Raw genomic sequence first — 25,846 nt, forward strand, 5'->3', positions numbered from 1 at the left:
GCGGACCGCGAGACCTGCGCGGCCAGGTCGGCCGTGAGAGTGGGCAGTTCGAGCGTCTGAGTCGCCGGCTCAGCAGCGTTCGCCGAGGCGGCAGATGCACCAGCCACCGCCAGCGCGCTGAGTACGCCACCAGCAACCCTGGCCCGCACCGCCATGTGTGACGTGTTGCGGCGGGGCTTCCGGTGGCTTGGCATGTGAGCGGTGTGGGACATGAGAACAACCGGTATCAGGGCCTCCTCCACATCTTCAAGGAGTGTGCGGTGGGCCACACTTGCTCAACCGGGGCCCGGAATTCGCCGCGGAACCCTCCTCGTTGGCGCCATAACGGTCATTCCAGGCTCCTCTTGCAAGTCTGCTACCAAGGAGCTTCGTAGATACGCCCGAATTGCCCCTCGAACTACCACTGATCGGAGTTGGTGGCCAAGCTCCGCTTCTGGGGAGGTCGGCAGGCGTGATGCAAGTCACGGAACGGTCTTCGGTGGTCCTGGCTGCTGACGGTCTCTGGGTCCCGGGCTCTTGAATGGGCGACGCCTTGCCGGGACGGTCTGCTCGCGCTGCACGACACGACTTCTTGGGTGTTGAGAGTGGGTATGCGGTAGCTTGGCCCCCAAGGCACTTAGGTGCATCGTAGAAAATTCATTGACTGTCAGGACTGACGGAAGCATGCGGAGAGCGGAGTCGCTCTTCACCTGACCGTCGGCGTCGTGACGCATCCGGACGATGCCGCCCGTCCACCCCGGCGACGGCTTCCGAGCCCAGGGCGGGCCCGCGGCACCGGACATACGAACCGGGAGAGACGCATCTGGAAGGCCACCTCGTGACGATGCCCCACGAGCTTGCGGGGAGCCTGAGCGGTCGATGGAGGTGAGGAGCTCCATGTGCCCGGACAGTAGTGCTTGCATCGGTCGCGGTGCCTGCGCTGGTGCCACTGGTCGAGCCGTGCCGGCACGTGGTGGCCATGCGGCTTGTGCGTGCTCGCCCTCTGCCCGCCGGGCAAAATGTTCATGAGGGACCGGATGAGTGGCGGCCATGGCAAGGGCCTGGCCGCCAGCTCGTGCGCCGCAGGAGACAGGCGCTACAAGACCGGTATCTCGTCCGCCGCCGAGTTGGAACCACAGATCAACGTGCTGCGGGCCCAACCGTGCGCGCCGAAGGCCGCCCAGGTCCGGCAGCAGAACGTCACCGCTGCCGAGGCCCCGGTCGCCAAGGGCCGCGCTGGCCCCGGCACCGCACCTGACCGCGCCCCGAAGCGCCGGACGCGACACGAGAGGGCGATGGCGCATGCCGAATCCCGCAGCAGGATGCGACGAGATCCGCGAATGGCTGGGGGTGTATGCGATCGGGGCGCCGAGCCGGGGGAGGACGTGCCGATCCGGGCCGACCTCGACCACTGCCCCGCGTGCCGGTCCGAGTGCGACGACTTCGTCGGCGTTGTCCAAGTGCTCCGCCGTGCTCTTCCGCGGCCGACCGCGGCACACGGTGCGCGACCGCCACACCCTCCGTGGGGAGACTGAAAGGTTTCGCGGAAGCGGTGGCACGGTGGTCGCCGACGCCGTCTCAGTCACGTGGACCACCCGTACGGGAGCGAGCGCCCGCGCGGAAAGGTGTGGTCGGAGGATGAGGCCGGCGACCGGCCCGTCGGATCAGCAGCAGTGTCAGGAGCACCACGGCCGCGGCCAGCGGCAATGTGATGGACAGCAGCAGCCAGGCGGACGGTGCGGTGCCCGGGCCGGTGCGCAGCAGATCGGCGTGCGCCTGCTGGTTGGCCTCCAGCGCGGCGAGGAGGGCGACGCCGGCCGCGACCGCGGTCCGGCGGTGCGTGACCCGGAGGTTCGGCCACCGCCCGCGCAGTCGGCCGATCGCCTCACGCAGCAGCGCTCCGGCGGCTCCCAGGACGAGGACGAGGCTGAGCGGGGTGTAGCGCCACGCGTCGCCGATGTCTCCGAGCATCGCCGCTGCACTCAGCGGGTGGCGCCGCACAGCGGATCCATTACGCCCGCGTAGTGCAGCGGGCCGTGCAGATCCACCGGAGGCAGCCCAACAACGGCCAGCAGCCCTCCCGACACGAGGCCGACGGCCGCCAGCGGCCCCGCCCACCGATGCCGGTCACGCTCCTCCCAGATCATCCGGAAGGGCAGCCGTCGCCGTCCACGTACTCTCGCCGTCTCCACGAGGTCGCCCATCCCGCCGTCCCATTGCCGAGGGCCGCTGTCACCATGCGTCCACGAGCTCATTGTGGCCGCCCACCGGACCGGGACGCATTCCATCCGGTGCCGTCACCACGTCACGGCACGAGGGACGCTTTCCGGGCCCGGACCGAGGCGAAACAAGGACCTGCGAAGTCACAGTTTTCCGCAGGGTCCACCGAGGCGAGTCCGAACCGCGCCGCGGTACCCGCATCCGCCCGGCACCGCGGCCTAGTCGGTCTGTCAGACGGCCGATGTGACCTTGACGGGCTCCGTGCCCTCCGAGCTGTGCCGCGCCGCCCAGTTCTCCAGAGCGGTGCGGCAGGCGTGGTCGAGGTGGTGCACTCCCGACAGGTTGACCTCGACGGGGCGGTTCTGGGGCAGCGCCTCCAGACTGTCGAGGATCTTCGGCAGCCGCAGGAAGGTGGCGTTGCCCTTCAGGTGCGCCTGGATGGGTCCGGCACCCTTGTCGATGATCTCCAGCCGGACGTGCGAGGCATCCCACGCAGTCTTGACCACGGCGAGGGCCAGGCCGATGAGCACGCCCTCGAACATGCTGACCGCGACGATCGACGCCGCCGTGACGACAAGGATCACTGCCTCACCGCGGTGATCCCGCCACAGCGCCTTCACCTCCTTGGCCGGGATCAGCTTGAAACCCGAGTAGACGAGGATGCCGGCGAGCGCCGGAATCGGAATGACTCCGAGCGCGGCCAGAAGGAGCGCCGCGAACAGCAGCAGCCACACGCCGTGCAGGACCCGGGATGCTTTGGTGCGGGCGCCCGCCTGGACGTTCGCCGCACTGCGCACGATGACCGCGGTCATCGGCAGCGCGCCGAGCAGCCCGCAGACGGTGTTACCCGCACCTTGCGCCATCAGTTCCTTGTCGTGCTGAGTGCGTGGCCCCTCGTGAAGCCGGTCCACCGCGGCCGCGCTGAACAGGCTCTCCGCCGACGCGATCAGCGTGAAGGCGAGAACGGTGCTGAGCAACCCGACGTCCACCAGGTCCCCGAAGGAACCGGGCGTCGGCGGCTGTATCGCGCCGAGCAGTCCCTGCACCTCCACCTTGGCCACCGGCAGGCCGAGGAACACCGAAGCGGCCGTGGCGAGTCCCACGGCGGCGAGCGGCGCCGGCACCACCTGGATCGCCTTCGGCAGCTTCTTCCACAGCACGAGTACGGCGATCGTGCCCGCACCGAGGCCGAGCGCGGCCCGCGCACCGGGCGACCCCACCGCGTCGGTGAACATCCCCGGCAGCCCGGCGAGCTTGGCCAGGCCCTCGGCCGGAGCCTTGACCCCCGACATGGAGTACAGCTGGCCCGCGATCAGCACCAACCCGATCCCGGCCAGCATGCCCTCGACCACGGCGACCGAGATGGCCCGGAAGTAGCGCCCGAACTTCAGGCCGCCCATGAGGAGTTGGAGTACCCCGGTGGCCAGCACGATGACGCCGAGTCCGGGCAGCCCGTACTCGCGTACGGCTTCGAAGACCAGCACGGTCAGACCGGCGGCCGGGCCCGACACCTGCAGACTGCTGCCGGGCAGCAGCCCGGTGACAATGCCGCCCACGATGCCGGTGACGAGGCCGAGTTCGGCCGGGACGCCGGAGGCGACGGCGACGCCCACGCACAGCGGCAGGGCGACGAGGAAGACGACGAGCGAGGCGGCGAAGTCCTGCCGGAGAGTCGCTGCCGAAGATCCCGCGTTACTGTGGCGGCGGCCGTGCCCCCGGCTGCCCGTGGGCGTCGTACGGGCGCCCTTCCGGTGGGCGCTCACAGCGCGACGAAGGTGTCGGTGCGCGGCTGGTGGGCCAGCACGGTGCCGGTGTGGATCTCGTAGAACCAAGCGTGCAGGCGTAGTTCGCCCGCCTCCAGCCGCGGCCCGATGCACGGGTATGAGCGCAGCCTCAGAATCTGCGCCAGTACGTGGGACTGCACCGCGTCCGCGACGGTGGGGTCGTCCGGTGCTGTCGTGTCTCCCGGCCGCGGTGCGGTATGGGCGAGCCAGTCGCGCACGGCGGGTACGGCGGTCAGGTCGTCGCCGCGTACGAGCGCGCCGACCGCGCCGCAGTGGGAGTGGCCACAGACAACCACGTCGTTGACGCCGAGTACCTCCACCGCGTACTCGATGGTGGCGGCCTCACTGGTCGGCCGAGCGAGGGTGTACGGGGGCACGATGTTGCCCGCGGTGCGGAGTTCGAAGAGCTCGCCCGGGCGGGCACCGGTGATCAGGGACGGTATGACCCGCGAGTCGGAGCAGGTGATGAACAGGGCCTGTGGGGCTTGGCCTTCGGCGAGTCGGGCGAACTCTTCGGGCCGTGCAGCGGTCTGTTGCCGGAATGAGCGGGCGTTGTCGATGAAGGGCTGCATGTGAGATGCCTCCTGGGCGCGCCGCGAGGGCGCGTCGATTCGTCAGGTGCGGTATGTCACTGCGGCGGGCAAGCGGAACTGCCTCGGAACGCCTTCGAGCGTGCGAGGGTGCGAGGCGGCTGGGAGCATGGCTTCAGCCGTCCGGTATGGCACTTGCCCGTGGGCTGGATCAGCAGCGGAAGACCTGAATCGCCGCCGGTGAGAGGTCTGAGGCCGGTGGTCCCTGCCGGCTGTGCGCGTTTCTGTTCGGTGACGAGGCCGACGGCGCTGCGACCGCGTTGGTGTCCGTGGTCTGGGTGCTGCGGGAAGGGCCGTCAGAGCTGTGCTCGCCGGCTCGCTGGCGATCGCGGGTCAGGGAGTGCTCGGACATCTCCTCAGGTGAGGAGTGCGTGGCATCACAGACCTCATAGTCCGCTGCCTCGCCTTGGGACGTCGTCGTCCCCGACTCGTGGACGGCCGCGATGGGAGCCGTGTGCGTGAAGAGCTGAAGTGCCAGCAACGCGGCGCCGAGGGCGGCGAAAAAGGCCCGTGCCGACTTGCCTTGTGACACTTGCGTTCAGCTCCTCGTCGTACGTCTGTGCGTGCAGCATGGAGCTGCGCAACGGAGACCTGCACCGCACTCCGCTAAGTTCATTAGTACATTAACCGTAGTCGCCGTTGGATTGGTTACGGCGAGATGTCACCCCCATGGGGATCGGTTTCCGGGGCAGACCTCACCCGCTTTTCCCGCCTGCGCTGCCGCCGCTCCCTCCATATCAGCTCTGCTACAAGGATCACCGCAAGGGCCGCGGCCAGCGCCATCGCGAGTGTGCTGATGGTGGAGATCCCCGACAGGAACCCGTCTTCCTCCTTGACGTCCGAAGCGACGTGAAGGGTGCTGGTGGTGCCCCTCGGGATGTAGGCGTTGCTGTGTCCGGTCATGTCCCCCTCCGGGCCCCCGCTGTTGGGGGTGTGCGACGCCCAGGTTACCCGAGCGGCTCTAAGGTTCTTAGTAGGTGCCGCTGCCCGGCCCCGCGTTTCAGTGGCTGTGTCCGTCTTCCGTGTGACCGGCCTCGGCGTCGGTTGACGCGCTCGTCTCTGGTGCCGCGGATTCGGTGTCGGAAGCGGGGGGCTCCTCCGTGGTGGCGTGCTCGTCGGACGTCTCCGTGCCCTCCCCGTGGCTGTGCCCACTCTCTCCGGAGGACTCGCCCAGACCGTCCGCCACTGCCCGCAGCCCGAAGAAGCTGACGGCCGCGGTGAGGAGGACGGCCAGCCCCATGGGGCCGAAGATGCGGCGCCAGGAGGAGTGGGCGTCCTTGAGTACGAAGGCGATGAAGGAGACCGTTATCCCCAGGGGGACGAGCACGGCCCCGCGGTCCGGGAAGTCCTCGAAGTGCTGCAGGCCGCCACTGAGCATGCCGATGCCGAACGAGAGCAGCAGTGAAGCCCCGATGACGAGGATCGCGCGCCGCAGCGCGGGCCGGTCGGTGGCGAGAAGAAACTCGTTGACCACTGTCGCGGCCAGGAACACCAGGACGCCGATGACGGCGATTTTCGTGTAGCGGGCCGGATCCAGAGGATGGTGGACCACGGCGCCGCTGATGAGGCCCGCACCGACGAAGTACAGCACGTATCCGATGTAACGGCCCGCGAGCGGTGCGGGCTTGCGGGCGCGCCGTCGTCCGCGAGCGCGGCGAGCGGCCGCTCGGCCGCCTGACGGGGGCGGCTGAGGTGCGGGGTGTGCGGGGCGATCGGTGACAAGGGACAAGGCAGGGCCTTTCGGCGAGTCGTAGTACACGAAGTTCGGGAAGGAGGTGATCGCAGGCAGCAGCGCCACGGCAGCGCTCAGCCGTGGTCGAAGGGGCGCGGGTGCGTCGCTGCCTGGCTGGGTCAGGACGTGCGAAGCCCTTCACGGAGCCGGAACGTGCGCTCGTGAACAGCGGTCAGGGTGGGGCGCACCCCATCTGTCTAAATGCGCAATACGGACGTTGCGGTCACGAAATCGGTGACCAGGTCCGCGACGCCGGTCCTCATGCCGGAGTGCGGCAACAGGCGGCAGAGTGCGGTCACTTCGAGTGGCGAGTTGCCGGGCGGAGGCACATCGAGGGCCTCGTTCGGCTGGCTCGGGGCGCAGTTGTCCGCGGATTCCGCGAACTCGCCGTCCCCGTGCTGACGGTCCTCGTCGCCGGCCGGAGGCTCCGTTTCATTCACGGGAAGTGACGCGGTGACGCCCGCAGCGAGGTGCCCGGCAGCACTCTCTCCATGTAGTCCATGGGTGAACAGCAGGCTGAACAGCAACAACGCGAGCCACAGCAGACGGGAGGGCTGCGGAGCCCGCGCACGGGCTCGCGGCGGGGCTGTGGCCGTCCGTTCCGTGAGCACGGCGTGATCATAGCGAGTCCGGACGACGCCGCGTCGTCGACTTCGAGGTTGCCCGCTCGATGTGGCGGCGCCTCCCCGTGCCCGGCTTCGGCGCTCTGGGAGTCATATGCCGCTCCGCCAATGGAGACGCTCTGGTCATGCAAGCGGCACGACCCGCCGATGGACCGTCCGGGCAGTCATCGGAGCCGTGGCGCTGCTGGCCGTCGTGCATCTTGTGCTGGGCGACTCCTTGCTGGCGGCTTCGCAGTGGCTGGGCTGGGGCGCCGGGGCCGTCGTCGTGGCGGTCGTCCTCGTGCAGGTCATCGGGACGGGCGGTTTTGTCCCCCACCACCGCCGCAGGCGCACCCGGTGACGCGGACGGCAGATCGCAGCCGACCTGGCCCTCGGCGGCGTTGAGGTGACGTGGGCGACGCATCGCCCGTCGCGGCTTCTGGCCAACGACGTCCCCGGCCGCGTCCTGCCCGGCGTCGCCACCGCCCGCCGCCGCGCGCTCGATGAGGGCCGCACCGACGCCGGTGGCGTCGCCTCGCTCGCGACATCGTGGCCGTCCCGCCGGTGCGCGCCGCCCGCGCGGATTTCCTGGCACTGCGCCAGGCACTGGTGGAGACCTGCCGGACCGCCGACGACCGGCCGTGCGGAGAGCCGGCCACGGTCTGCTCGATCATCTAGGACACCTGAGGCGACGCGCCCGGACTGGCCGCAGGCCGACGTCGCTCCGCCAGTTCCACGCTGCGCCACCGGCCGACGCTCCCGGGTGCCGACGCGGAAAGAGCACGCCGCCCGGACGCTCGCTCTCACGGTTGTCGCGCCGGCCGTCCGGGCACCGGCGCGCAGACGTGGTCGTTGAGAGAATGGGATGCACACCCTGCTCGCTACTGAGGAGGTCGCCGTGGCAGACGAACGCCCCGCGCGGCCGCAGCCCGGGACGGTGAGGATCGCCGAGGCTGACGGGCAGCGCGCCGTCCTGGCCTTCTCGGGTGTCGTGGACGCACACGTGCTACGCGAGCTGGAGGAACGACTCCTCGACCAGCGCCTGAGGCAGGCAGGCGCCTGGGTGCTGGAGATGAGCGACCTTGAACGGCTTGACCTCGCGTGCGCCTACGCCTTGTTCCGCGCGATGACGAGTGCGCCGGCGCCGGCCGACCTCATCGTCCGCGGCGCCCGCCGCAACGTGCAGCGGACCCTGCGGCATGCCGGCGTCGATGTGGTAGCGACGATCGAGGAGTAAGCCGACGACCACCCGGGGTTGGGGGGCAAGCTGTTGGGGCGGCCGTGGTCAGCAGCTTGCCCCTCGCGGCGAGCACCGACGGCTCGACGCGGTGGTACGCCCAGGTGCCGCGCTGCTCGGAGGTGAGCAGCCGGCCACCGGCCCCTCGATATGGGCCACTGGTCTATACCTCAGCTGGGTGTCGCGGAGCGAGAATGGAATCGAGACAGGCATGGCCCGGGCGCCCTCATCGACCCGTCGGAGCAGGCCGGGCACGCCTGGGCCGAGGGCGCGGTCCATGTCACCGGGCCAGAGCCTTGAAGATGTCAGCAGATGTGGCATGGCCTGGCTGATCCTCACCCCGTCGAGAGGAGACGGGCCGATATGAACGTAAAGAAGGCGTTGAAGTCCGACGTCAGGCCCTGCGTCGGTACGGCCGACCATCTGCCGGAGTTCTGCCGGCTGCTGCAGCTCACCGAGCAGCGCGACGGCTTCCGGCTCGGACGCTCGCTGGAGTATTTCCAGCGCCAGTACGATCAGCTCAACGCGGAAGAGCCCGGCCGCATGCGGTTGTACCTGGCCTGGCACGACGGGGAGGTGCTCGCCGCGCACACGATGATCGTGACGGGGCGCCGGGCCTGGTACCAGACCGGGGCGTCCGCGGACCACCGCCGCGAGGTGCGGCCGAGCAACGCCCTGCAGTGGCGGATGCTCAAGGACGCGCACGCGCTGGGTGCCGAGGTGTACGACATGCGGGGTGTGCCCGACGTACCGGATCCGCAGGAGCGGTCGTTAGACCCTGCACCGTGCCATGCAGAGGTATCTGGCACGGCGCTGAGGGCAGCCCCGGGGCGTGCGGATCGGTCATGGGGCAACAGTAGCCGCGAAGTTCTAAGCAATTTAGTACTTGATTTCGCTCTGCTGAGTCAGCGGAAGCCCGGGGGTGCGGGAGGCGCGCGCCTCCAGATCGGGCGCACGTCCGACACGGCTGCACGCCGCCGTGGGCCGAAGCCGGACGGGAAGCGTAACCGTGCCGCCGGAGTCCGCATCCTAGTAGTGCTTCGTTAGGTTCTGGTTCTTCTGGTCGGCAGGGGTCGGCCGCAGGTGGTGTAGATGCCGGTCCAGCACCTCAACAGGTCCTGAAGAACGTCGAGGACCTGGTAGAGGGCCAGGCTGGCGTCTGGGCTTTTGGGCGAGCCGCCTAAGGGTGAGGAAGGCCTGGGCGGCGGTGACGAGGGTGACGTGGTGGTGCCAGCCGCGCCAGGTGCGGCCTTCGAAGTGGTCCAGGCCCAGGCCGTGCTTGAGTTCGCGGTAGTCGTGCTCGATCCGCCAGCGCATCTTCGCCCACCGCACCAGGTCGGCGACCGGGGTGGTGACTGGCAGGTTGGTCATCCAGTAGCCCGTCGGTTCGACAGCGTCTTCGGGCTGCTCGACGAGCAGGGTCCGCAGGGGCAGCACACTGTTCCAGCAGCTGCGCCCTCCGGCCTTCTCCTGCGCGCTGCGAGTGGCCTCCTTGCCCGACGGCCGGACCTCAAGCACCGCAAAACGCGAGGTCATCCTTCCTTTGCTGCCCTGCCTCCACGCGACCGGCTGGAACGCTGTGGTGTCGTTGACGAGGTCGGGCGGGGGCCGGCCGGTGTCGCGATAGCGGGGCAGTGTGGGTGGTCCCAGGCCGCCGTAGTCGGGCTGATACGGCTCGGCGGTGGCCGGCCGGGCGCTCCTGGGGGTCGACGGCCAGGACGTAGGACCAGCCACGTTCCTCCAGCGCGAGCCGGAAAGAGACGCTGCGGCCATAGCCGGCATCTGCCACGATCACCGGACCGCCAGCCCCTGTCCGGCCAGCCGGTCTAGCAGGCCCAGAGCGAGGTGGGGCTTTGGACGCATGCCCGACCTCCTCGGGAATGGCGGCTCGCTGTCGCCGCCTGTCGTCTTGCACCCATTCCTGGGGCAGGAACAACTCCCACTCCAGCGGGCAGGAGGCGGCGTCGGTGGCGGCGTGCACGCTGACCGCGACCTGGCAGTTCGCCCGCTTGCCCAAGGCCCCGCAGTACTGGCGGGCCACCCCGGCCGAGGCGGTGCCGCACTTGGGAAACGACACATCGTCGACCACCCACACCTGCGGTGCGATCGCCTCGCACAGCCTTTGGGCGATCCGCCGCCGCACCGGCGTCCACTCCCACGGTGATTGGTTCACGAACTGCTGCAGGGCCTGCATGTTGCCGTCCGGCAGCCGCTCGGCCATCGGCTGGATCGACTTGCGTCGGCCGTCCAGCATCAGACCCCGCAGATAACACTCGCCCCACCGCCGCTGATCCCGCCGCGGCAACGAGGCGAACACATCCGCAACGAACTCCGATAATTCACCCCGGAGCCGCTCCACCTCCCCAACCTCATACCAGGAAGGTGCCCAACACCAGGCGAGATCACCCGACGTAACGAAGCGCTACTAGGTCCGGTCACCGAACAGCGCGACGGCCGCCGCATCGTCTACTGCCTGTACGTCGACCAGGCATGGGGCGAGCTCAGCGATCTGAGTGCCCCCTGTGTCGAATGTGGTGCTCGCGTCGGCTCGTCGGTCGACGGTCGTCCGGCACAGCGTGGCCGTCCTGCAGCCCGGAAAGGGTCACTGTGACGAGCCGGTCAGCCGCCGCTTCGGAGGGCAGGGCGGCAGCTGCCGTCAGTGCGTGGAGGCAATATGTCGCCAGCTCGTCCGGCGTGACATCGTCGCGGAAGATACCGGTCTGCGCACCCTCGGTCAGCAGGTCCCGAATCATGCCGTGGAGCTGCTGCTGTGCTTGGATGACGCGCTCGTCCCGGTGAAGGAACACCCCGAGTTCGGTGCCGTGGTGCCCGCCGGACTGGCGTGAGATGTGAGCGAACGCCCTCAGGACCGCCTCGAGCTGATTGCCGGGGCCATCGGCCTGGTCCCGGACCTCCGTCAGCTGACCCAGGTGTTCGGTGATCTGGCGATCGTGCCAGGCGAGCAGTATCGCCTCGACGTCGGAGAAGTACTTGTACAGCGTGGCCCGGCCGATGCCGGCCTTCTCGGCGATCTGCGACATCGTCACTGACCGCACTCCGTGCTCGGCGGCCAGCTCCGCCGTGGTGTTCAGAATCGCGTCGCGCACCGCGCGGCGGTGTGCATCGATCGTCTCGTTCCACAGCTTGGGCACCGCATCAGTGTACGGGGTGGCGCTGTCGATACACAGTGATTGACACCGTAGACAGAGTGTCTCGTAAAGTGTGAGTACGGAACCGCACGACATCCACTCAGTGAGGGACACGCCCATGGCCGAGCCACCTTCTCGCCCCGATGCCACCGGTCACGGGCCCGATCCCACGGCACACCCCGGCATGCCGCGCTGGGCGAAGGCGTTCGCCATCGCCGTCGGTGTCGCTCTGCTCGTGGCGGTTGTACTCATGCACACGCTCGGCGGCAACATGGGCAACCACTGATCGCGATGACCATGAACCCTCGCCTCCGCAAGTTCGCGCTGACCATGCACGTCACTTCATCGGTCGGCTGGCTCGGCGCCGTCGTCGTCTTCCTCGCCCTCGCGATTGCGGGTCTGACCAGTCAGAACGCCCAGACGGTGCGCGGCGCCTATCTCGCTATGGAACTGACCGGCTGGCTTGTCCTGGTCCCGTTGAGCCTCGCCTCGCTGCTCACCGGGCTCATCCAGGCGCTGGGTACGGCGTGGGGCCTGTTCCGTCATTACTGGGTGCTGTTCAAGCTGGCGATCACTGTCGTCGCGACCGTTCTTCTATTGGTGCACATGCAGGTGGCCGGTCACGTTGCCGATGCCGCAGCCACGACGAACCTGTCCGGCGGCGACCTCAACGGGATGAGGATCCAGTTGATGGCCGACGCCGCCGCTGCCCTCCTGGTACTGCTCGTGGCGGTCACGCTGTCGGTGTACAAGCCGAGAGGCCTGACCCGTTACGGATGGCGCAAACAACATGAGCTCCGCGCCCAGCAGCAGCCCGCGGCCCGAGGTGACCAAGCAGCAGGTCTGACGGCCTCCTGATACGGGCAGGCGAAACGCCCCTGGCACGACCCGCTACCCGTGGTCTGCCGGAGCTTCGCGGGCGTCGACCGCGTGCCCCGTGTGCTGTTTCTTTTGCTGTTTCTTCCCGAGCAAAGCGGCGATGAGGCCGGCGCCCAGCACCAGGAGGACGGCTGCGATGGTGAGTGCGAACGAGAAGCCTTCCGTCGCGGCCCGCTCCGGGGTGACCGAGTCGGCCAAGTGGTCGCTGCGGCGTGCCGCCAGGGTAACCAACGCCGCCAACCCCACCGCGCCGCCGACTTGTTGAACGGAGCTCAGGACCGCCGAGCCGAGGCCGGCGTTCTCCCCGGTGGTGCCCGTGAGCGCGGCCACCGCGAGGGCGGGCAGACTCAGTCCGCAGCCAAGACTCGTCACGAGCATGCCGGGCAGCACTCCGGACGCGTAGCCGTCGCCGGCCGCCACACCGGACAGCAGGAGTAGTCCGGCTGCGCTGATCAGAAACCCTGTGACGAGGGTCGTGCGTACCCCGAGCCTGAGCACCGCGCGGGAGGAGAGCCACATGCCGGCGAGGATGCCGCCCCCGTAAGGAAGGTATGCGACGCCGGCCGTCAGCGGACCGTAGTCCAGAACGGTCTGCAGATGCAGCATCAGTAGGAAGGCCATCGCATAGAAGGCGGCTGAGAACAGCAAGGTCGTACCGTTGGCGACGGCGCGGATCCGTGCGGACAGGAACGCCAACGGCACGAGGGGCTCGGCGGTACGTGTCTCGACCGCGAGGAACGAGATCGCCAGGACGACGGCGAGGACCAGCGGCACGACGGAGGCCGCATGACCCCAGCCCGACTCCCCGGTATGCAGCAGGCCGTAGACCAGGGACACGAGCGCGCCGGTGCCCAGTACTGCACCAGGCACGTCCATACGTGCCTGATGCAGTGCCCTGCTCTCGGAGACCAGGCGCGGGAGCAGTACGAGGGCCACGACGGCCACCGGCAGGTTGATGAGGAAGATCCAGCGCCAGGAAGCGAGGCCGGTCAGCGCACCGGAGATCACCAGGCCCAGCGTGCCGCCCAGACCCGCGATGCCGCCCCAGATGCCGAGTGCCTTGGCGCGCTCCTCGGGGCCAGGGAACACGAGTGTGATCAGTGCCAGCGCGGCAGGACTGGCCATGGCCGCGCCCGCACCCTGGACGAACCGTCCGGCAACGAGCTGCCAGGGTTCCTGGGCGAGACCGCAGACCAGGCTCGCCGCACCGAACAGCGCGACACCGGCCAGGAAGACCCTTCGGTGGCCCAGCAGATCAGCCGCGCGACCGAAGAGCAGCAGTAGTCCGCCGAAGGCGAGGAAGTAGGCGTTGACGACCCAGGCAAGGCCCGCGGTGCTGAAGCCGAGATCGCCCTGCATGCTGGGGAGCGCGACGCTCACGACTGTGTCGTCCAGGACGAGCATGAACTGCACGAAGCACAGCACGATCAGCGCGGGGAGACGGCGGTTGGTGCCCGAGGCCTGGGCCGATGCGGCGGTCATGCCGGGCACCTCGTGGAGGGCCTGCCCGGCACGCTGATACGGCGATGGCCGCGCCCCTGGCGCGGATGAGTGATCGGCATGAGGCGAGGCTATGCACCGGGCATGTTGGCCGCGATGCGCTACGAGGCCATGCTGTATCGCATTGAGGACATACGCTGGGACGCATGGATGAAGCCGTCGCGTGTGCTGCCCCAACCGGGATAGGCGCAATCGTCGTTGGCAGCTTCCCGCTGTCGTCGGGGCAGTGGTTCGAGCCGCACAGCCATCCGCAGCACCAGTTGGCCTGGACTCGACGTGGTGTGCTGGGTGTCGCCGTCGACGACACGTACTGGGTTCTGCCGCCCACACGGGCGCTGTGGTTGCCCGCAGGGGTCGTCCACCGGACCGGTGCGACCCGCGACGCGGTGATGTGCAGTCTCTATCTCGAACCGGACCGCTGTGGCCTGGACTGGGTCGAGCCCACGCCGGTCGGCGTCGACGGACTGCTGGCCCACCTGATCGCCTACCTTGCCCGTAGCGACCTTGCCGATGACGCGCGTCTGCGGGCCGAGGCGGTCGTGCTGGACCTGCTGCGCCCGCTGCCCGCCATGCCCATCGACGTGCCGTATCCCGTCGACGAGCGCCTGCGTACCGTGGCCGACACACTCCTCGCCGATCCCTCGGACCCGCGCGGCCTCGATGCGCACGCACGGGCCGTCGGAGTGAGCCGACGCACCATGACACGGCTGTTCGTCCACGACACCGGCATGAACTTCGATCGCTGGCGCACGCATGTGCGGCTGCGGGCAGCCTTGTCTCTCCTCGCCGAGGGGCAGCCCGTATCCCGCGTCGCACACGCGGTGGGGTACGCGACAGCGAGCGCCTTCCTGGCCGCGTTCCGGCGAACCGTCGGCACTTCCCCGAGGCGCTACCTCAACGGCGATGCCATGTTCGGGGCATCCGAGCAGAGCCCCGACTCCGGTGAATGACCGGCCACACGGTGATCAGCGACCTGCTGCTTACGGTCAGGAAGCAAGGGGTGCCAGCTCGGAGAAGGTCTTGCCACCGTCGCGCGACTCGTACACACCTGTCATCGTCGCCGCGAGGACGCGGTCGGCGTTGACTGCGGTCAGCGCCTGCGGCTGTCCGCCTGGCACGGTCGTGAGGTCTTTCCACGTCTTGCCGCCGTCTGCGCTACTGCTCAGCTTCCCGGACGTGTCGATGCCGAACAGGGACTTCTCCGCGGGCCAGGACACAAACGCCTGGACGTTCTCGGTGCCCTTGCGGAAGGTACGGCCCCCGTCGGTACTGGTGACGACGCCCTCTGCCGTAGTGGCCAGCAGCTTGTCGCCGGTCGGGCTCACCGCGAGGTCAAGGGCCTCCAGTGTCGCTCGGTCGTCCCAGTTCTTCAGGTCGCTGCTGACCCGGACGCGGCCGCCCTCGTATCCGTAGACGGTGCCCTTGGCCGAGTCCAGGGAGTGGAAGTCGGCCTTCCCGGACAGCGACCGGGTGGACCAGGTGCGACCGGCATCCTTGGTCTCGATCAGTCCGACGTTGGCCGGACGGTCGCTGCCCGGGGCGCCGTGTCCGCTGGCGATGAAGGTGTTCTCGCCGGTCACGGTGAAGCCCATGAAGTCGTCCTTGCGGTCGCCGACGAGCTTCGGCTTCTGTCCCTTGGCGACCGTGTACAGGCCGTTGTGGGTGGCGACATACACGCGTCCGTCGGCCGGGTCGACGCCCAGCCCGTGCACGTGGGAGAGCGTCTCCGACGATGTCGACGCGGCGGACGACTCATCCGTGTCCGACGACCCGCCCCCGCAGGCGACGAGGATCGGAAGGGCGATCGAGGCGCCCGCGATGGCGAGCAGGGAGCGGACGGCTGGGCGTGTGTTCACGATACTTCCGAGGTGGTGGCGCTCAGGGCCTGCTGGCGGCGAAGTACGGCATGGAGTCCAAGGGGACGATCTCCACGTTCTTGCCTGTTCGCGGCGCGTGGATAGCCTTGCCGTTGCCGACGTACATGCCGTTGTGCTGGTTGTCGTTGTACCAGTAGATGATGTCACCGGGCTGCAGATCTGCCCTGGCCACCTTGCGGCCGGCGTCGTACTGCTGCTTGACGGTGCGAGGCAGCGAGACGCCCGCGGCGCGCCAGGCGGAGCCGGTCAGGCCCGAGCAGTCGAAGGAGTTGGGCCCGGTGGAACCCCACTCGTAGGGCTTGCCGAGCTGCGCGTAGGCGAAGTCGATCGCGGCCTTGGCGCGGCCGCTCGCCGGGCCGTTGTAGGTGGCCGGTGCGTCGCTGGCGCCCACTGCGGCGTCCTCGCGCTTCTGATCGGCTTCCATCTTGGCGCGCTGGGCGGCGGTCAGGCTGTTGAGGAGCTTGCGGGCCTTGGCGAGCTTGCCCTGGACCTCGTCCTTCTTCTCCTTGGCCTTCGCGCGCGTCTCGGCCAGGGACTCCAGCTGCTTCGCGGCGGCCTGTCGTTCCTGTGTGAGTTCCCGTTGCTTGTTCTGCAACGCGCGCAGGGCGGCGGCCTGCCGCTCGCTGGTACGGCCGAGCGCTTCGGCCTTGTCGAGATAGTCCTCCGGGTCGCTGGAGAGGAAGAGCTGCACGCTCGGGTCGATACCGCCGCTGCGATACTGCTCCGCCGCCAACGGTCCGATGCGTTCCCGCAGTTCGTTGATCTCCTGCTGCTTGCGGGCCAGGCGGTCCCGGGCACTGTCGACCTCGCGCTGGAGCTTCTTGTGCTTCTCCCGGACGCCGTTGTACTCCTCGGTGGGCCCCTCGGCCTCCTCGTACAGGAGCTCCACCTGCTTGCGCACCTCGTCCACCGTGGGCTTGGGCGCTGCCTGGCTCTGCGTCGGCAGGAGGCTGACCGCGCCGGCCGCCATGCCGAGGGTGGCTATTCGGGCTCGGCTGGGCGGTTTCGGCCGACGGTGCGTTCCCATCGTGGGCTGACTCCTCTGCACGTCTGTGGACCGAGCGGCGGGTTCTGGCCGTCCGGCCGACAACAGTCAGCTTCGGCACTCTCCCGTGGATCCGACGACACTGGGCGCGAGCCGTGGCCCGCGCCCAGCGCCGCATTCATCGAGCAGGTGAGAACTTAGTAGCTTCGTAGTACGTATCGCAAGTGAGGTCCGGTCACACCGGTCTCACCAGCAGCAGTCAGAGCCCTGGCGGGCAGGCGACCAGCAGCGGCAGGAGCGGCACTGTCGCGGCCGCGGCGGCCACGGAGCCCCACAGGGCGGGATGCGCGGTCCTGCGCGGGCCGAGGACACGCTTCAGGCGGATCAGGGTGGTCTGGCCGCCCGCCGCCAGGGCGCCCTTCGGAGTGCGGGCCGTGGCCATCTCGTACATCGCGGTGGCCAGCACCTCGTGGGAGTGGCAGCGCAGGGCGCGGTCGTCAGCGATCATCTCCAGGAGCAGCGCCGTCTGCTCCCGGGCGTGGCGGGCCAGCGGCAACCACCGGAAGATCGAGTGGAATGCCTCGACGGCGGCCAGGACCAGGTGGTGGCGGCCCGCGATGTGGGCCTGCTCGTGCTCCAGCACGGCGCCGAGCTGGTCGGGTGTCAGCCGGCGTACGGCCGCGTCGCTGATCACGATCCGGGGGTCACGGCCCGGCAGGCAGTAGGCGGCGGGGACGTCGTAGGGCAGGACGGTGGCGCACAGACGAGCCGAGTGGCGGCCCACCAGGTCGACGGCTTCCCGGTGCTCGCTCCGCGCCCGACGGGCCCGCACGACGTGGAAGGCGAAGCTCGCCACGAGGGCGATCCCGATGGCGGCCGGCACGCCGACCGCCAGCCGACCTGCGGTTTCCGCGTCCGGCTGTCCCGCGCCCACGTTCAGCCCGCAGGCGTGCAGCAGGCCCACCAGGCCCGCGTGCAGGTGCTCGGCCGGCATGGCCAGACTTGCCGCGGAGAGCGCGGCCCCGAACGAGAACGACACTGCCAATGCGTGCCACACCGCTGCCGCCAGGGCCGGGGCCCGGTGCGGCCAGGCGGCGCGCAGGAGCAGGTGCGGGGCGGCGAAGCCCACCGCTGCCGTGTAGCCGACCAGGGCGGGCGCCGCGTTCAAGAGTCCGCCTTCGCCTGGCGTCCCGCGTTCCGCAGGGCCTTGCGCAGAGCTGCCTGCTCCTCCTCGGACATGTTCTCCACGAAGTGGACCAGCGCGGCCGGGCGGTCCTTGCTTTCCCCCAGACCGTCCTCCATGAGCGCGGCGGCGTATGCCTCACGGCTGCGGACCGGCGAGTACATCCACGCTCGGCCCTGCTTGCCCCGCAGTAGCCAGCCCTTGGTGTACAGGATGTTGGTGACGGTCATCACCGTGGTGTACGCGATCGGGCGGGTCTTGTTGATGTCATCGACGATCTCGCGCACCGTCGCGGGACGCTTCCACGTCCACAGACGATCCATGATCTCCGCTTCGAGATCTCCCAGCCGCCGCATGGCCTGACTTCCCTTCGCCACCGAATACGCAATGCCATAGTAGACGTGCTGTTCGGTCAGGACTTCGGCGCGAAGGCGGGCATCACGCTCGCCTGGTGAGTTTGTAGCCGGCCTCGTCATCGCCTCACGGTCACACGGCCGCTAGGGACGTCGGCGACGGCTTTCTCCCTTCGGCGTCGTCATACCCTGGGCGGGTATCGTGTTCCGTGTTACTCCGGTGGTAGCCGAGGATGCAAGCCGTTCATGATCCATGCATAGGATGAGGCCGTGACACGCTTCGGACAGCTCACGCGACCGCACTCGATGGTGCGGTCCTTCGGGCTGCTCGTGTGCGGTCTGTTGCTGGGCCTGCTCGGCATGCACGGTCTCGGGCCGGTACCCAACATCGCTGCCTCGTCCGGACACGAGCGGATGGCGGTGGTCGCGCACGCGGATGTCATGGCGTCGGTGCCTGGCGGATGCGATCACGGCGAAGGCGGCTGTACGGGCCACACGGATCATGCCGACCCGACCTGCGCCTCGGCATCCATTGCCGGGACTCCTGCTGTGGCGCCGGTACTACTGCCTGATGTGGTGACCTGCGTCGAGTCGGTGCATGCGCGTACGTCTCCGGCCGGCAGCGGTCCCGATGGCGGTCGCGCCCCGCCCTCACTCTCCGAACTCCAGCTCCTTCGGATATAGAGCGGCCCGCGCGTCGCCGCGTGCCCTTGTGGATGCGGCGAGGTGCTGTGGCACGCCCTTCACCAGACCTGAAAACCAGGAGCTCAAGCATGACTGCACACCGCAAGCTCATCCGTCGTACCGCACTCGCCGTCACCGCCGGTGTGGCCGCGCTCGTCTTGGCCGCCTGCGGCGGCAACGGCGGTGGTCACGACATGGGGTCGATGAACTCCGACTCCAGCCCCTCCGCGACCGCCTCCGCCAAGGCCGGCGACCACAACGAGCAGGACGTCTCCTTCGCCAAGGAGATGATCCAGCACCACCGTCAGGCCGTCCAGATGGCCGACCTGGCCGCCGACCGGGCCTCGTCGCAGGAGGTCAAGGACCTCGCCACGAAGATCAAGGGGGCGCAGGACCCGGAGATCAAGACGATGTCCGGCTGGCTCACCTCGTGGGGCGAGGAGGTCCCCGCGGACATGTCCGGCATGGAGGGCCACGACATGGGCGACATGTCGTCCGACATGCCCGGCATGATGAGCAGCGAGGACATGGACAAGCTGAAGAAGGCCTCCGGCGCCGAGTTCGACAAGATGTTCCTCGAGATGATGGTCAAGCACCACGAGGGCGCCGTCGAGATGGCCGAGACGCAGAAGGCCAAGGGCAAGTACGGTCCCGCCACGAAGCTCGCTGACGACGTGATCAAGGCTCAGACCGCCGAGATCGAGGAGATGAACAAGATCCTCGGCAAGAGCTGACACGTCGACAGAACGATGTGGCCGACGGTGCGCCCGCGCCCGTCGGCCACACCGTTTGCGGCTGCGGCCGCCGCGCCTTCGTGCGTACCGCGGCAGCGGTGGGCGCGGCGGGGTCCGTTGATCAGGATTACAAGTCCTCTGTTCATGGACTTGGGGTTGTGTTCAGGAACAGTCGTCGGTCCGGTTACGTCGTGATGTCTGGTGCCGTCACGGCTTCATCAGGCGGTCAGCCCGCCTGTGCAGGCGGCACCCGGCTCGGGGGTCTGCGCGCCCTGGACGTACTTGGTGAAGAACTGCTGGACCCTGGGGTCGGACGCCTTCTCCACGGTGAGCTGGGTGCCCCAGGCCGACAGCATGATCGTTCCGGACCTGTCGTTGACCGGGCTCATCAGGGCGTACGGCGTCTTGGAGACCTTGTCGCTCAGCGTCTTGATGTCGGCCTCGGTGGCCTTGTCGTTGTACGTGACCCAGACCGCGCCGTGCTCCAGTGAGTGGACGGCGTTCTCCTTGGCTATGGGCTTGGTGTACACGGTGCGGTCGCAGGTCATCCAGGCCTGGTTGTGATCGCCGCCCACCGGAGGGTTCATCGGGTAGTCGACGGTGCCCTGGACGTGGTTACGGCCGAGCTTCTTCGCGTCCCAGGTCTTCTCACCGCGTACAGGCTTCTTGGCTGCGGCGGACTGCTGCTCCTCCTTCTCGTTGGCGCTGTTGAGGGCGTACCCGCCCCAGCCGATCAGTCCGCCGACGATGATCGCGCTGAGGGCGATGGTGATGATCCGGTTGCGGCGGTCGCGGGCTCGCTCGGCCCGGCGCGCCTCCTCTATCTTGGCCCTTCGCGCGGCGGCGGCCGTCTTCTTGCTGGAGTTGCTCATGACGGTGTGTTCCTCGTCCCCGCCGTATGGCGGTCGGTGCAGGGTGGCTGGGCGGACGTGACCGGCCGTGCGCGAGAGCGCACGGCACCGACGTCCGTCTAGGTCCGTTGCACCTGGAAGACGTGGAGATCGGGTGCGCGTGCGGTCGGCGCGCGTGGGACGGAGCCCGGAGCTGTGTCCGGATGCCGGGGGAGATGCGGCATGCGCGGCAGAACCGCCGGCCAGGCCTGGGTCGGCGTAGTGAGTACGGCTCGTACGCCGTCGGCGGCTGCGTCGCAGCACTCGTCATCGGAAGGACAGTCGGCCGGGTGGGCGACTTCCGGGCCATGGTGAGCTGTGCTGTCCGCAAGCATCGTTGTGGCGGACACAGTCGTCATGGAAGCGGCGCCCGAGGCGCCGCTGTTGCCGGTCACGCACGCCAGGCACACCACCAGCGCGGCGAGCAGCGTCGCCAGGGCAGAGCAGAGACCCGCGGCCCGCGTGGTCTGCCACGCTGCGCGGGTCGTGTGCTGTCTCCGGCTCTCCATCACTGGCGATATTAGGCGGTCGTCACCGGGTAGCCGGCTTCACCTGGACGATCAGTGGTCATGACCGTCCTCGTCCGCCTCGGCGTAGACGAAGGTGCGGGTGACGAGGTGGTTGGGGGCGCTCAGGGTCTCGTGGAGGATCCGGCCGTCCTTGTCGAGGGTGAGGTCGAGCTGGGTGTGCTCGGCTGGGTAGGCCAGTGCCAGGCGACGGTGACCGTTCTCGTCGGGGAGTCCGGTGATCACGGGGGCGGTGCCGCTGCCGTACGGTTCCGAGGCCAGGAACTCCTTCCCCGTGATGGGAAGCTTCCTGAGGTCGCCGAGGCCGCGAGCGGTGTTGCTGGTGACCAGCTCGTGCAGGGTGAGGCTGGGGACTTTCTCCATGGCGGCGACCGTCTCGCGCAGGAGGCCTGTTTCCGGGCGGGGCGGCCAGGTGACGGACAGCCCCGCGCGGCCGCCGGCCCATTCGTCCCCGGCGGAGGCGGTGAGCGTGAGGCGGCTGGTGCCCTTCTGCCACGTCATCGGGGTGTAGAAGCAGCCGGTGCCACAGCCCCGGAGCTTCAGTGCCCGCCGGGTGCCGCGCGGGTCGGCGAGCGTGGCCTTGAGGCCGTACGCCTGCTTCTCGCCGCCGCTGATCTGTGGTGCGGTGAGGTCGATGACGAGCCGGCCGGCCGCGGCCCGGGCGCTGATGCCGATCTCCCCTGCGCGGGTGCCCGCGGGTACGACCGGGCCGTCGAGCGGAGGTGCGAAGGGAAGGGACCGGTTGGCGTCGGCGGGGACGGACAGCACGGTGAGCGTGGCGGACAACGCCAGCACGACAGCGAGCAGGCCGGTCTCGGCGCGAGCCGGGCGCTGCGGTGAGCCCGTCCCGGTGCGGCGCAGGCGACGGCGGGCGGTGAGCGCGACGCCTGCGACAACGGCGACCAGGGCGATCTTGGCCAGCAGGACCCGCCCGTACGTGGTGGCTGCCAGCTCGTCGAGCGGGACGAGGAGCAGCGCGGAGGGCAGGCCCGTGACGACAACGGCAGCGAACAGCCAGGCGGCGAGGCGGGCGTAGGAAAGCAGCAAGGGGCGTCCGGGGGCGCGCTCGCCGCGCCACGCGACCAGGGCGCGCAGGACATACAGCAGAGTTCCGGCCCACAGGGCGGCCGCTGCGAGGTGGACGAAGATCAGCAGCGGGCCTCCGGCGGACTGCTCGGCCTGCGGGTGGGCGCGCAGCGCCTCGGCGACCAGGACTGCGGTGAGCGGGAGGACCGCCCAGGCCCGACGGCGGACCAGCCCCGCCACCGCAGCGAGGCCGAAGCCTGCCACTCCGACCAGGGACAGGACGCCGGGCCGTGCGCTGGTGAGGGAGGAGAGGGAGCCGTCCCCGAGTTGCAGGGCGGACAGGCCGAGCGCGGCAGCGGTGCCGAGGAGGGCGGCGGGCAGGGCCCAGGAGCGTGGGCGCCGGGCAGGCGGGTCGGTGAGGCGACGGCCCGCCGCCTCACCGAGCGCAACCGCGAGGGCTGCGAAGAGCAGCCAGCGCAGGATCGTGGTGGGCGCGGCGTCCTTGGCGGCCGTCGTCTGGCCGGAGCCGAGGGCGATCGTGCGGGGGCCCACGGCGAAGCGGTAGCTGCCGGTCATGACATCGCCGTCCCGCGCGGTGACCTGCCAGTCGATGGTGTGCACGCCCTCGGCCAGCGCGGTACGGACCGGGACGGTGATCTCTTGGCTGCCACTGCTGAGCGTGGGGGTGCCCAGGCGGGCCGCGGGTTCGACGCGGACGGAGGTGCCGCTCACGCTCACCGGCTGGTCGAAGACCAGGACCAGCGACCCCGGCGAGTCGGCCACCGTCGCGTCCGCAGCTGGGCTGGTGAACAGCAGGGTCGCGTGTGCGGATGCGGGAGTGGCGGTGCCCAGCAGCAGGGCCAGGACGAGGGAGACGAGCGAGCCGATCGCGACGGCGGTGTGCCGGACCGTTGGTGCTGAGGGGGTCACCTGTCGAGGATCCCCGATCCCTTGGCGGGTGTGGCAGGCGGGGTGGCCTGCGCGCAGCCGCCGGGCTTTCTCGCAGGCTGAGGTTTGGTCGGCGCAGAGCCTGTGCAACCGGGCCGGTCGGGCCGTTTCCTGACTGCGGTCAGGGCCGTACCGGACATTCCCGCGATTCTGTGGGAATTCGGTTCCAGCTGGGGCATGATCGGAGGTCGAGCGCGGCCCTGGTGCGCCGCAGCGGACGTCTGACCGGCGGCGAGCGGTGCGATGTGGAGGTTCGGGTGGAGGTCACGGCGGTCGGGTGGGTGCTGACGATCGGTGTGATCGTGGCGCTGCTGGCCCTGGACCTGGTGCTGGGTACGGTGCGTCCGCACGCGGTTGGGTTCAAGGAAGCGACCGCCTGGTCGGTGTTCTACATCGCGGTGGCTGTGCTCTTCGGTCTGGTTTTCGCAGCCCAGATGGGCTGGGAATACGGCGCTGAATACTTCGCCGGCTATGTCGTGGAGAAGAGTTTGTCGGTCGACAACCTCTTCGTCTTCGTGATCATCATGTCGGCGTTTTCGGTGCCTCGGGAGCACCAGCAGCGAGTGCTCACCTTCGGCATCGTCGCCGCTCTGGTGTTGCGAGCGGCCTTCATCGCCCTGGGCGCCGCGTTGCTGTCTCTGTTCTCCTTCATGTTCCTGATCTTCGGTTTGCTGCTGCTGTGGACGGCGGTGCAGCTCTACCGTCACCGCGACGAGGACCCTGACGTGGAGAACAACGCGCTGGTGCGCACCTGCCGTCGAGTGCTGCCGGTCACCGACACCTACATCGAGGGCCGCCTGATCGCCCGCGTCGAGGGCCGGCGGGTGGTCACGCCGCTGTTCGTGGTGTTGATCGCCATCGGGGGCACGGACATCCTGTTTGCCCTGGACTCGATTCCTGCCGTGTTCGGCGTGACGGAGGAGCCTTACATCGTCTTCGTGGCGAACGCCTTCGCCCTGCTGGGCCTGCGCGCGTTGTTCTTCCTGGTGACCGGTCTGCTCGATCGACTGGTGTACTTGTCGAGTGGGCTGGCCCTGATCCTGGCGTTCATCGGTGTGAAGCTGGTGCTTGCCTGGGGACACGGTCTTGATGATCGGATGCCCGAGATCCCTACACCCCTGTCGCTGGCGGTCATCGGCGGGGTGCTGGCCGTCACCACGGTGGCCAGCCTGGTCAAGGCCCGGCGTGATCCGGCGGCCCGGGCACACGCCGGAGCCGTTATCGGTGCCCCACATCGTGCCGCCGGCGATGAACACCGCGCTTCGGGAGGCTGACGCCCAGCGCCCGCTGAACGGCACTGTGGCTCGCTCAGCGGGCGCTGTGGTTCAGCCGAGGTTGACCGCTCGGGCGGCGGTGGCGCCGATCTCCTGGGCGATTTCGCTGAGGACATCCGAAGGAACGGTGCTGTCGACGCTCAGGACGATGAGCGCCTCACCGCCCGGTACGGAACGCGACACCTGCATGCCGGCGATGTTGATGCCGGCTTGACCCAGGATGCCTCCGACGGTGCCGATGACGCCGGGGCGGTCCGTGTACCGCAGGAAGATCAGGTGGTCGGCAACCGGGAGGTCGATGCCGTGCTTGCCCACGGACACGATTTTCTGGATGTGCCTCATGCCCGCCAGGGTGCCGGAGACCGCGATCTCCTCGCCGTCAGTGAGCGTGCCGCGGACGGTCACCATGGTGCGGTGGTCAGGGGAGGCCGAGTTGGTGGTCAGCCGGACCTCGACGCCGCGCTGCTGCGCGAACAGCGGGGCGTTGACGTAGGAGACGGTCTCTTCGACCACATCCTCAAAGACGCCCTTTAGGGCGGACAGCTCCAGCACCTTCACGTCGTGCTGGGTGATCTCGCCGTACACCTCCACGTCGAGGCGGACCGCGACCTCACCGGCGAGCGCGGTAAAGATGCGGCCGAGGTTCTCGGCGAGCGGCAGGACGGGGCGGACGTCCTCGACGATGGCGCCGCTCTGAACGTTGACCGCGTCCGGCACCAGCTCACCGGCAAGCGCGAGGCGGACGGACTTGGCGACGGCGACGCCCGCCTTCTCCTGGGCCTCGTCGGTGGAGGCGCCGAGGTGCGGGGTGCACACGACCTGGTCGAACTGGAACAGGGGGGAGTCGGTGCAGGGTTCCGTCGCGTACACGTCGAGGCCGGCGCCGGCGACCCGGCCCTCCTTCACCGCGGAGAACAGCGCGTCCTCGTCGACGATCCCGCCGCGCGCGGCGTTGATGATGCGGACGGTCGGCTTGACCTTGTGCAGTTCCTCGTCGCCGATGAGGCCGAGTGTCTCAGGGGTTTTGGGCAGGTGCACGGTGATGAAGTCCGAGACCTCCAGTAGCTCGTCGAGGGAGAGCAGCTTCGCGCCCATCTGCGCGGCGCGCGCGGGCTGGACGTAGGGGTCGTAGGCGACGATCTTCATGCCGAAGGCCGACATGCGCTGGGCGACCAGGACACCGATGCGGCCGAGGCCGACGACGCCGAGAGTCTTCTCGCCCAGCTCCACGCCCGTGTACTTGCTGCGCTTCCACTCGCCGTTCTTCAGTGCGGCGTCGGCCTGCGGGATGTTGCGGGCGGTGGCGATGATCAGGCCGCAGGCGAGCTCGGCGGCCGTGACGATGTTCGAGGTGGGCGCGTTCACCACCATCACGCCGGCCTGGGTGGCTGCGGTGACATCGACATTGTCGAGACCGACGCCGGCACGGGCGACGACCTTCAGGCGCTTCGCGGCGGCGATCGCTTCGACGTCGACCTTGGTGGCCGAGCGGATCAGGATCGCGTCGACGTCGGCGATGGCGGGCAGAAGTTCGGAGCGGTCGGGGCCGTTGCAATGGCGGATCTCGAAGTCGGGGCCCAGGGCTTCGACGGTGGCGGGTGACAGCTGTTCGGCGATGAGTACGACGGGCTTCGGGCTCACAGGAGTTTTCAATCCTTCATGTCTTCTGGAGGACGCCGGGCCGGAGGCGAAG

General features: G+C 69.1%; 26 protein-coding genes and 4 pseudogenes. 10 read left to right on the forward strand and 20 right to left on the reverse strand.

Annotated elements, in window-relative coordinates; all coding sequences use genetic code 11:
• The 8 genes and pseudogenes from ACPXCS_RS37850 to ACPXCS_RS37885 all read right to left on the reverse strand — a co-directional run.
• Positions 1-269, reverse strand: a pseudogene (locus ACPXCS_RS37850) (glycoside hydrolase); the annotation flags it as partial.
• 1,288 nt (positions 270-1,557) lie between these two features.
• The gene (locus ACPXCS_RS37855) at positions 1,558-1,950 is read right to left on the reverse strand and encodes a hypothetical protein (protein ID WP_425952075.1); all 393 of its coding nucleotides are present in this window, start codon (positions 1,948-1,950) and stop codon (positions 1,558-1,560) included.
• Between the two features lie 11 nt (positions 1,951-1,961).
• On the reverse strand, positions 1,962-2,183 hold the full coding sequence (locus ACPXCS_RS37860) for a hypothetical protein (protein WP_425952074.1): 222 nt from the start codon (positions 2,181-2,183) through the stop codon (positions 1,962-1,964).
• A 246-nt stretch (positions 2,184-2,429) separates the two neighbouring features.
• Complete coding sequence (locus ACPXCS_RS37865; RefSeq protein WP_425952073.1) at positions 2,430-3,962, reverse strand: SulP family inorganic anion transporter; 1,533 nt, start codon at positions 3,960-3,962, stop codon at positions 2,430-2,432.
• Positions 3,959-4,555, reverse strand: coding sequence for a carbonic anhydrase (locus ACPXCS_RS37870; RefSeq protein WP_425952072.1), 597 nt, complete (start codon positions 4,553-4,555; stop codon positions 3,959-3,961). Before ACPXCS_RS37870 ends, ACPXCS_RS37865 begins: the two co-directional genes overlap by 4 nt.
• A 666-nt stretch (positions 4,556-5,221) precedes the next feature.
• Positions 5,222-5,476, reverse strand: a complete 255-nt coding sequence (locus tag ACPXCS_RS37875; RefSeq protein ID WP_425952071.1) for a hypothetical protein — start codon at positions 5,474-5,476, stop codon at positions 5,222-5,224.
• A gap of 97 nt (positions 5,477-5,573) precedes the next feature.
• The gene (locus tag ACPXCS_RS37880; RefSeq protein WP_425952070.1) at positions 5,574-6,164 is read right to left on the reverse strand and encodes a hypothetical protein; all 591 of its coding nucleotides are present in this window, start codon (positions 6,162-6,164) and stop codon (positions 5,574-5,576) included.
• A 338-nt stretch (positions 6,165-6,502) separates the two neighbouring features.
• Positions 6,503-6,916, reverse strand: coding sequence for a hypothetical protein (locus ACPXCS_RS37885; RefSeq protein ID WP_425952069.1), 414 nt, complete (start codon positions 6,914-6,916; stop codon positions 6,503-6,505).
• A 187-nt stretch (positions 6,917-7,103) separates the two neighbouring features.
• Between ACPXCS_RS37885 and ACPXCS_RS37890 the strand changes: the two genes are divergently transcribed.
• The 3 genes and pseudogenes from ACPXCS_RS37890 (at position 7,104) to ACPXCS_RS37900 (ending at position 8,144) form a co-directional block, all read left to right on the forward strand.
• On the forward strand, positions 7,104-7,268 hold the full coding sequence (locus ACPXCS_RS37890; RefSeq protein WP_425971222.1) for a hypothetical protein: 165 nt from the start codon (positions 7,104-7,106) through the stop codon (positions 7,266-7,268).
• Between the two features lie 3 nt (positions 7,269-7,271).
• A pseudogene (locus tag ACPXCS_RS37895) lies at positions 7,272-7,486 on the forward strand (pyridine nucleotide-disulfide oxidoreductase); the annotation flags it as partial.
• Positions 7,487-7,805: 319 nt separating this feature from the next.
• Positions 7,806-8,144 carry an STAS domain-containing protein gene (locus ACPXCS_RS37900; RefSeq protein ID WP_425952067.1) on the forward strand — a complete coding sequence of 113 codons (339 nt, stop codon included), beginning with the start codon at positions 7,806-7,808 and terminating at the stop codon, positions 8,142-8,144.
• Between the two features lie 37 nt (positions 8,145-8,181).
• Here ACPXCS_RS37900 and ACPXCS_RS37905 read toward each other — a convergent pair.
• Positions 8,182-8,274, reverse strand: a pseudogene (locus ACPXCS_RS37905) (transcriptional regulator); the annotation flags it as partial.
• A 176-nt stretch (positions 8,275-8,450) separates the two neighbouring features.
• On the opposite strand from ACPXCS_RS37905, the pseudogene ACPXCS_RS37910 reads away from it, so the two are divergent.
• A pseudogene (locus tag ACPXCS_RS37910) lies at positions 8,451-8,915 on the forward strand (lipid II:glycine glycyltransferase FemX); the annotation flags it as partial.
• Positions 8,916-9,173: 258 nt separating this feature from the next.
• Here ACPXCS_RS37910 and ACPXCS_RS37915 read toward each other — a convergent pair.
• The 3 genes from ACPXCS_RS37915 to ACPXCS_RS37925 form a co-directional block, all read right to left on the reverse strand.
• Positions 9,174-9,680, reverse strand: a complete 507-nt coding sequence (locus tag ACPXCS_RS37915; protein WP_425952066.1) for a transposase — start codon at positions 9,678-9,680, stop codon at positions 9,174-9,176.
• Positions 9,655-10,503: an IS701 family transposase gene (locus tag ACPXCS_RS37920; RefSeq protein WP_425952065.1), complete on the reverse strand. Its 849-nt coding sequence runs from the start codon at positions 10,501-10,503 to the stop codon at positions 9,655-9,657. Before ACPXCS_RS37920 ends, ACPXCS_RS37915 begins: the two co-directional genes overlap by 26 nt.
• Positions 10,504-10,645: 142 nt before the next feature.
• Positions 10,646-11,296 carry a TetR/AcrR family transcriptional regulator gene (locus ACPXCS_RS37925; RefSeq protein WP_425952064.1) on the reverse strand — a complete coding sequence of 217 codons (651 nt, stop codon included), beginning with the start codon at positions 11,294-11,296 and terminating at the stop codon, positions 10,646-10,648.
• A 115-nt stretch (positions 11,297-11,411) separates the two neighbouring features.
• On the opposite strand from ACPXCS_RS37925, the gene ACPXCS_RS37930 reads away from it, so the two are divergent.
• Positions 11,412-11,579, forward strand: a complete 168-nt coding sequence (locus tag ACPXCS_RS37930; protein WP_425952063.1) for a hypothetical protein — start codon at positions 11,412-11,414, stop codon at positions 11,577-11,579.
• Positions 11,580-11,584: 5 nt separating this feature from the next.
• Positions 11,585-12,151 (forward strand): hypothetical protein, encoded by a 567-nt coding sequence (locus ACPXCS_RS37935; RefSeq protein ID WP_425952062.1) that lies wholly within the window; start codon positions 11,585-11,587, stop codon positions 12,149-12,151.
• Between the two features lie 33 nt (positions 12,152-12,184).
• Here the strand turns inward: ACPXCS_RS37935 and ACPXCS_RS37940 are convergent, their stop codons facing one another.
• Complete coding sequence (locus ACPXCS_RS37940; protein ID WP_425952061.1) at positions 12,185-13,654, reverse strand: MFS transporter; 1,470 nt, start codon at positions 13,652-13,654, stop codon at positions 12,185-12,187.
• Positions 13,655-13,818: 164 nt separating this feature from the next.
• Between ACPXCS_RS37940 and ACPXCS_RS37945 the strand changes: the two genes are divergently transcribed.
• On the forward strand, positions 13,819-14,622 hold the full coding sequence (locus ACPXCS_RS37945) for an AraC family transcriptional regulator (RefSeq protein WP_425952060.1): 804 nt from the start codon (positions 13,819-13,821) through the stop codon (positions 14,620-14,622).
• Between the two features lie 36 nt (positions 14,623-14,658).
• Here the strand turns inward: ACPXCS_RS37945 and ACPXCS_RS37950 are convergent, their stop codons facing one another.
• The 4 genes from ACPXCS_RS37950 to ACPXCS_RS37965 all read right to left on the reverse strand — a co-directional run bounded on the left by ACPXCS_RS37950 (position 14,659) and on the right by ACPXCS_RS37965 (position 18,073).
• Entirely contained in the window at positions 14,659-15,528 is an 870-nt protein-coding gene (locus ACPXCS_RS37950) for a F510_1955 family glycosylhydrolase (RefSeq protein ID WP_425952059.1), read from the reverse strand.
• A 22-nt stretch (positions 15,529-15,550) separates the two neighbouring features.
• Complete coding sequence (locus tag ACPXCS_RS37955) at positions 15,551-16,576, reverse strand: NlpC/P60 family protein (RefSeq protein WP_425952058.1); 1,026 nt, start codon at positions 16,574-16,576, stop codon at positions 15,551-15,553.
• 217 nt (positions 16,577-16,793) lie between these two features.
• Positions 16,794-17,702 carry a M56 family metallopeptidase gene (locus ACPXCS_RS37960; RefSeq protein WP_425952057.1) on the reverse strand — a complete coding sequence of 303 codons (909 nt, stop codon included), beginning with the start codon at positions 17,700-17,702 and terminating at the stop codon, positions 16,794-16,796.
• Entirely contained in the window at positions 17,699-18,073 is a 375-nt protein-coding gene (locus ACPXCS_RS37965; RefSeq protein WP_425952056.1) for a BlaI/MecI/CopY family transcriptional regulator, read from the reverse strand. Before ACPXCS_RS37965 ends, ACPXCS_RS37960 begins: the two co-directional genes overlap by 4 nt.
• A 267-nt stretch (positions 18,074-18,340) precedes the next feature.
• Between ACPXCS_RS37965 and ACPXCS_RS37970 the strand changes: the two genes are divergently transcribed.
• A complete protein-coding gene (locus ACPXCS_RS37970) occupies positions 18,341-18,754 on the forward strand; it encodes a DUF6153 family protein (protein ID WP_425952055.1) in 414 nt (137 codons plus the stop codon).
• Between the two features lie 89 nt (positions 18,755-18,843).
• Positions 18,844-19,488 (forward strand): DUF305 domain-containing protein, encoded by a 645-nt coding sequence (locus ACPXCS_RS37975; protein ID WP_425952054.1) that lies wholly within the window; start codon positions 18,844-18,846, stop codon positions 19,486-19,488.
• Between the two features lie 218 nt (positions 19,489-19,706).
• Here the strand turns inward: ACPXCS_RS37975 and ACPXCS_RS37980 are convergent, their stop codons facing one another.
• Both ACPXCS_RS37980 and ACPXCS_RS37985 read right to left on the reverse strand, forming a co-directional pair.
• A complete protein-coding gene (locus ACPXCS_RS37980; protein WP_425952053.1) occupies positions 19,707-20,360 on the reverse strand; it encodes a DUF3105 domain-containing protein in 654 nt (217 codons plus the stop codon).
• 578 nt (positions 20,361-20,938) lie between these two features.
• Positions 20,939-22,861, reverse strand: a complete 1,923-nt coding sequence (locus ACPXCS_RS37985) for a copper resistance CopC/CopD family protein (RefSeq protein WP_425952052.1) — start codon at positions 22,859-22,861, stop codon at positions 20,939-20,941.
• Positions 22,862-23,136: 275 nt separating this feature from the next.
• Here ACPXCS_RS37985 and ACPXCS_RS37990 point away from each other — a divergent pair, with 275 nt between their 5' ends.
• Positions 23,137-24,153 carry a TerC family protein gene (locus ACPXCS_RS37990; RefSeq protein WP_425952051.1) on the forward strand — a complete coding sequence of 339 codons (1,017 nt, stop codon included), beginning with the start codon at positions 23,137-23,139 and terminating at the stop codon, positions 24,151-24,153.
• Between the two features lie 51 nt (positions 24,154-24,204).
• Here ACPXCS_RS37990 and serA read toward each other — a convergent pair whose 3' ends face one another.
• Positions 24,205-25,794 (reverse strand): phosphoglycerate dehydrogenase, encoded by a 1,590-nt coding sequence (gene serA / locus ACPXCS_RS37995; RefSeq protein WP_425952050.1) that lies wholly within the window; start codon positions 25,792-25,794, stop codon positions 24,205-24,207.
• Between the last annotated feature and the right edge of the window lie 52 nt (positions 25,795-25,846).

The organism is Streptomyces sp. DT190 (assembly GCF_049846985.1).
Lineage (GTDB): Bacteria > Actinomycetota > Actinomycetes > Streptomycetales > Streptomycetaceae > Streptomyces.

What these genes read in the sequence shown, in the direction of transcription:
- ACPXCS_RS37855 (WP_425952075.1), bottom strand. Translation starts at nt 1,950, where the DNA reads ATGCTCGGAGACATCGGCGACGCGTGGCGCTACACCCCGCTCAGCCTC.
- ACPXCS_RS37860 (WP_425952074.1), bottom strand. Translation starts at nt 2,183, where the DNA reads ATGGGCGACCTCGTGGAGACGGCGAGAGTACGTGGACGGCGACGGCTG.
- ACPXCS_RS37870 (WP_425952072.1), bottom strand. Translation starts at nt 4,555, where the DNA reads ATGCAGCCCTTCATCGACAACGCCCGCTCATTCCGGCAACAGACCGCT.
- ACPXCS_RS37875 (WP_425952071.1), bottom strand. Translation starts at nt 5,476, where the DNA reads ATGACCGGACACAGCAACGCCTACATCCCGAGGGGCACCACCAGCACC.
- ACPXCS_RS37915 (WP_425952066.1), bottom strand. Translation starts at nt 9,680, where the DNA reads ATGACCTCGCGTTTTGCGGTGCTTGAGGTCCGGCCGTCGGGCAAGGAG.
- ACPXCS_RS37930 (WP_425952063.1), top strand. Translation starts at nt 11,412, where the DNA reads ATGGCCGAGCCACCTTCTCGCCCCGATGCCACCGGTCACGGGCCCGAT.
- ACPXCS_RS37935 (WP_425952062.1), top strand. Translation starts at nt 11,585, where the DNA reads ATGACCATGAACCCTCGCCTCCGCAAGTTCGCGCTGACCATGCACGTC.
- ACPXCS_RS37940 (WP_425952061.1), bottom strand. Translation starts at nt 13,654, where the DNA reads ATGACCGCCGCATCGGCCCAGGCCTCGGGCACCAACCGCCGTCTCCCC.
- ACPXCS_RS37945 (WP_425952060.1), top strand. Translation starts at nt 13,819, where the DNA reads ATGGATGAAGCCGTCGCGTGTGCTGCCCCAACCGGGATAGGCGCAATC.
- ACPXCS_RS37955 (WP_425952058.1), bottom strand. Translation starts at nt 16,576, where the DNA reads ATGGGAACGCACCGTCGGCCGAAACCGCCCAGCCGAGCCCGAATAGCC.
- ACPXCS_RS37965 (WP_425952056.1), bottom strand. Translation starts at nt 18,073, where the DNA reads ATGCGGCGGCTGGGAGATCTCGAAGCGGAGATCATGGATCGTCTGTGG.
- ACPXCS_RS37975 (WP_425952054.1), top strand. Translation starts at nt 18,844, where the DNA reads ATGACTGCACACCGCAAGCTCATCCGTCGTACCGCACTCGCCGTCACC.
- ACPXCS_RS37980 (WP_425952053.1), bottom strand. Translation starts at nt 20,360, where the DNA reads ATGAGCAACTCCAGCAAGAAGACGGCCGCCGCCGCGCGAAGGGCCAAG.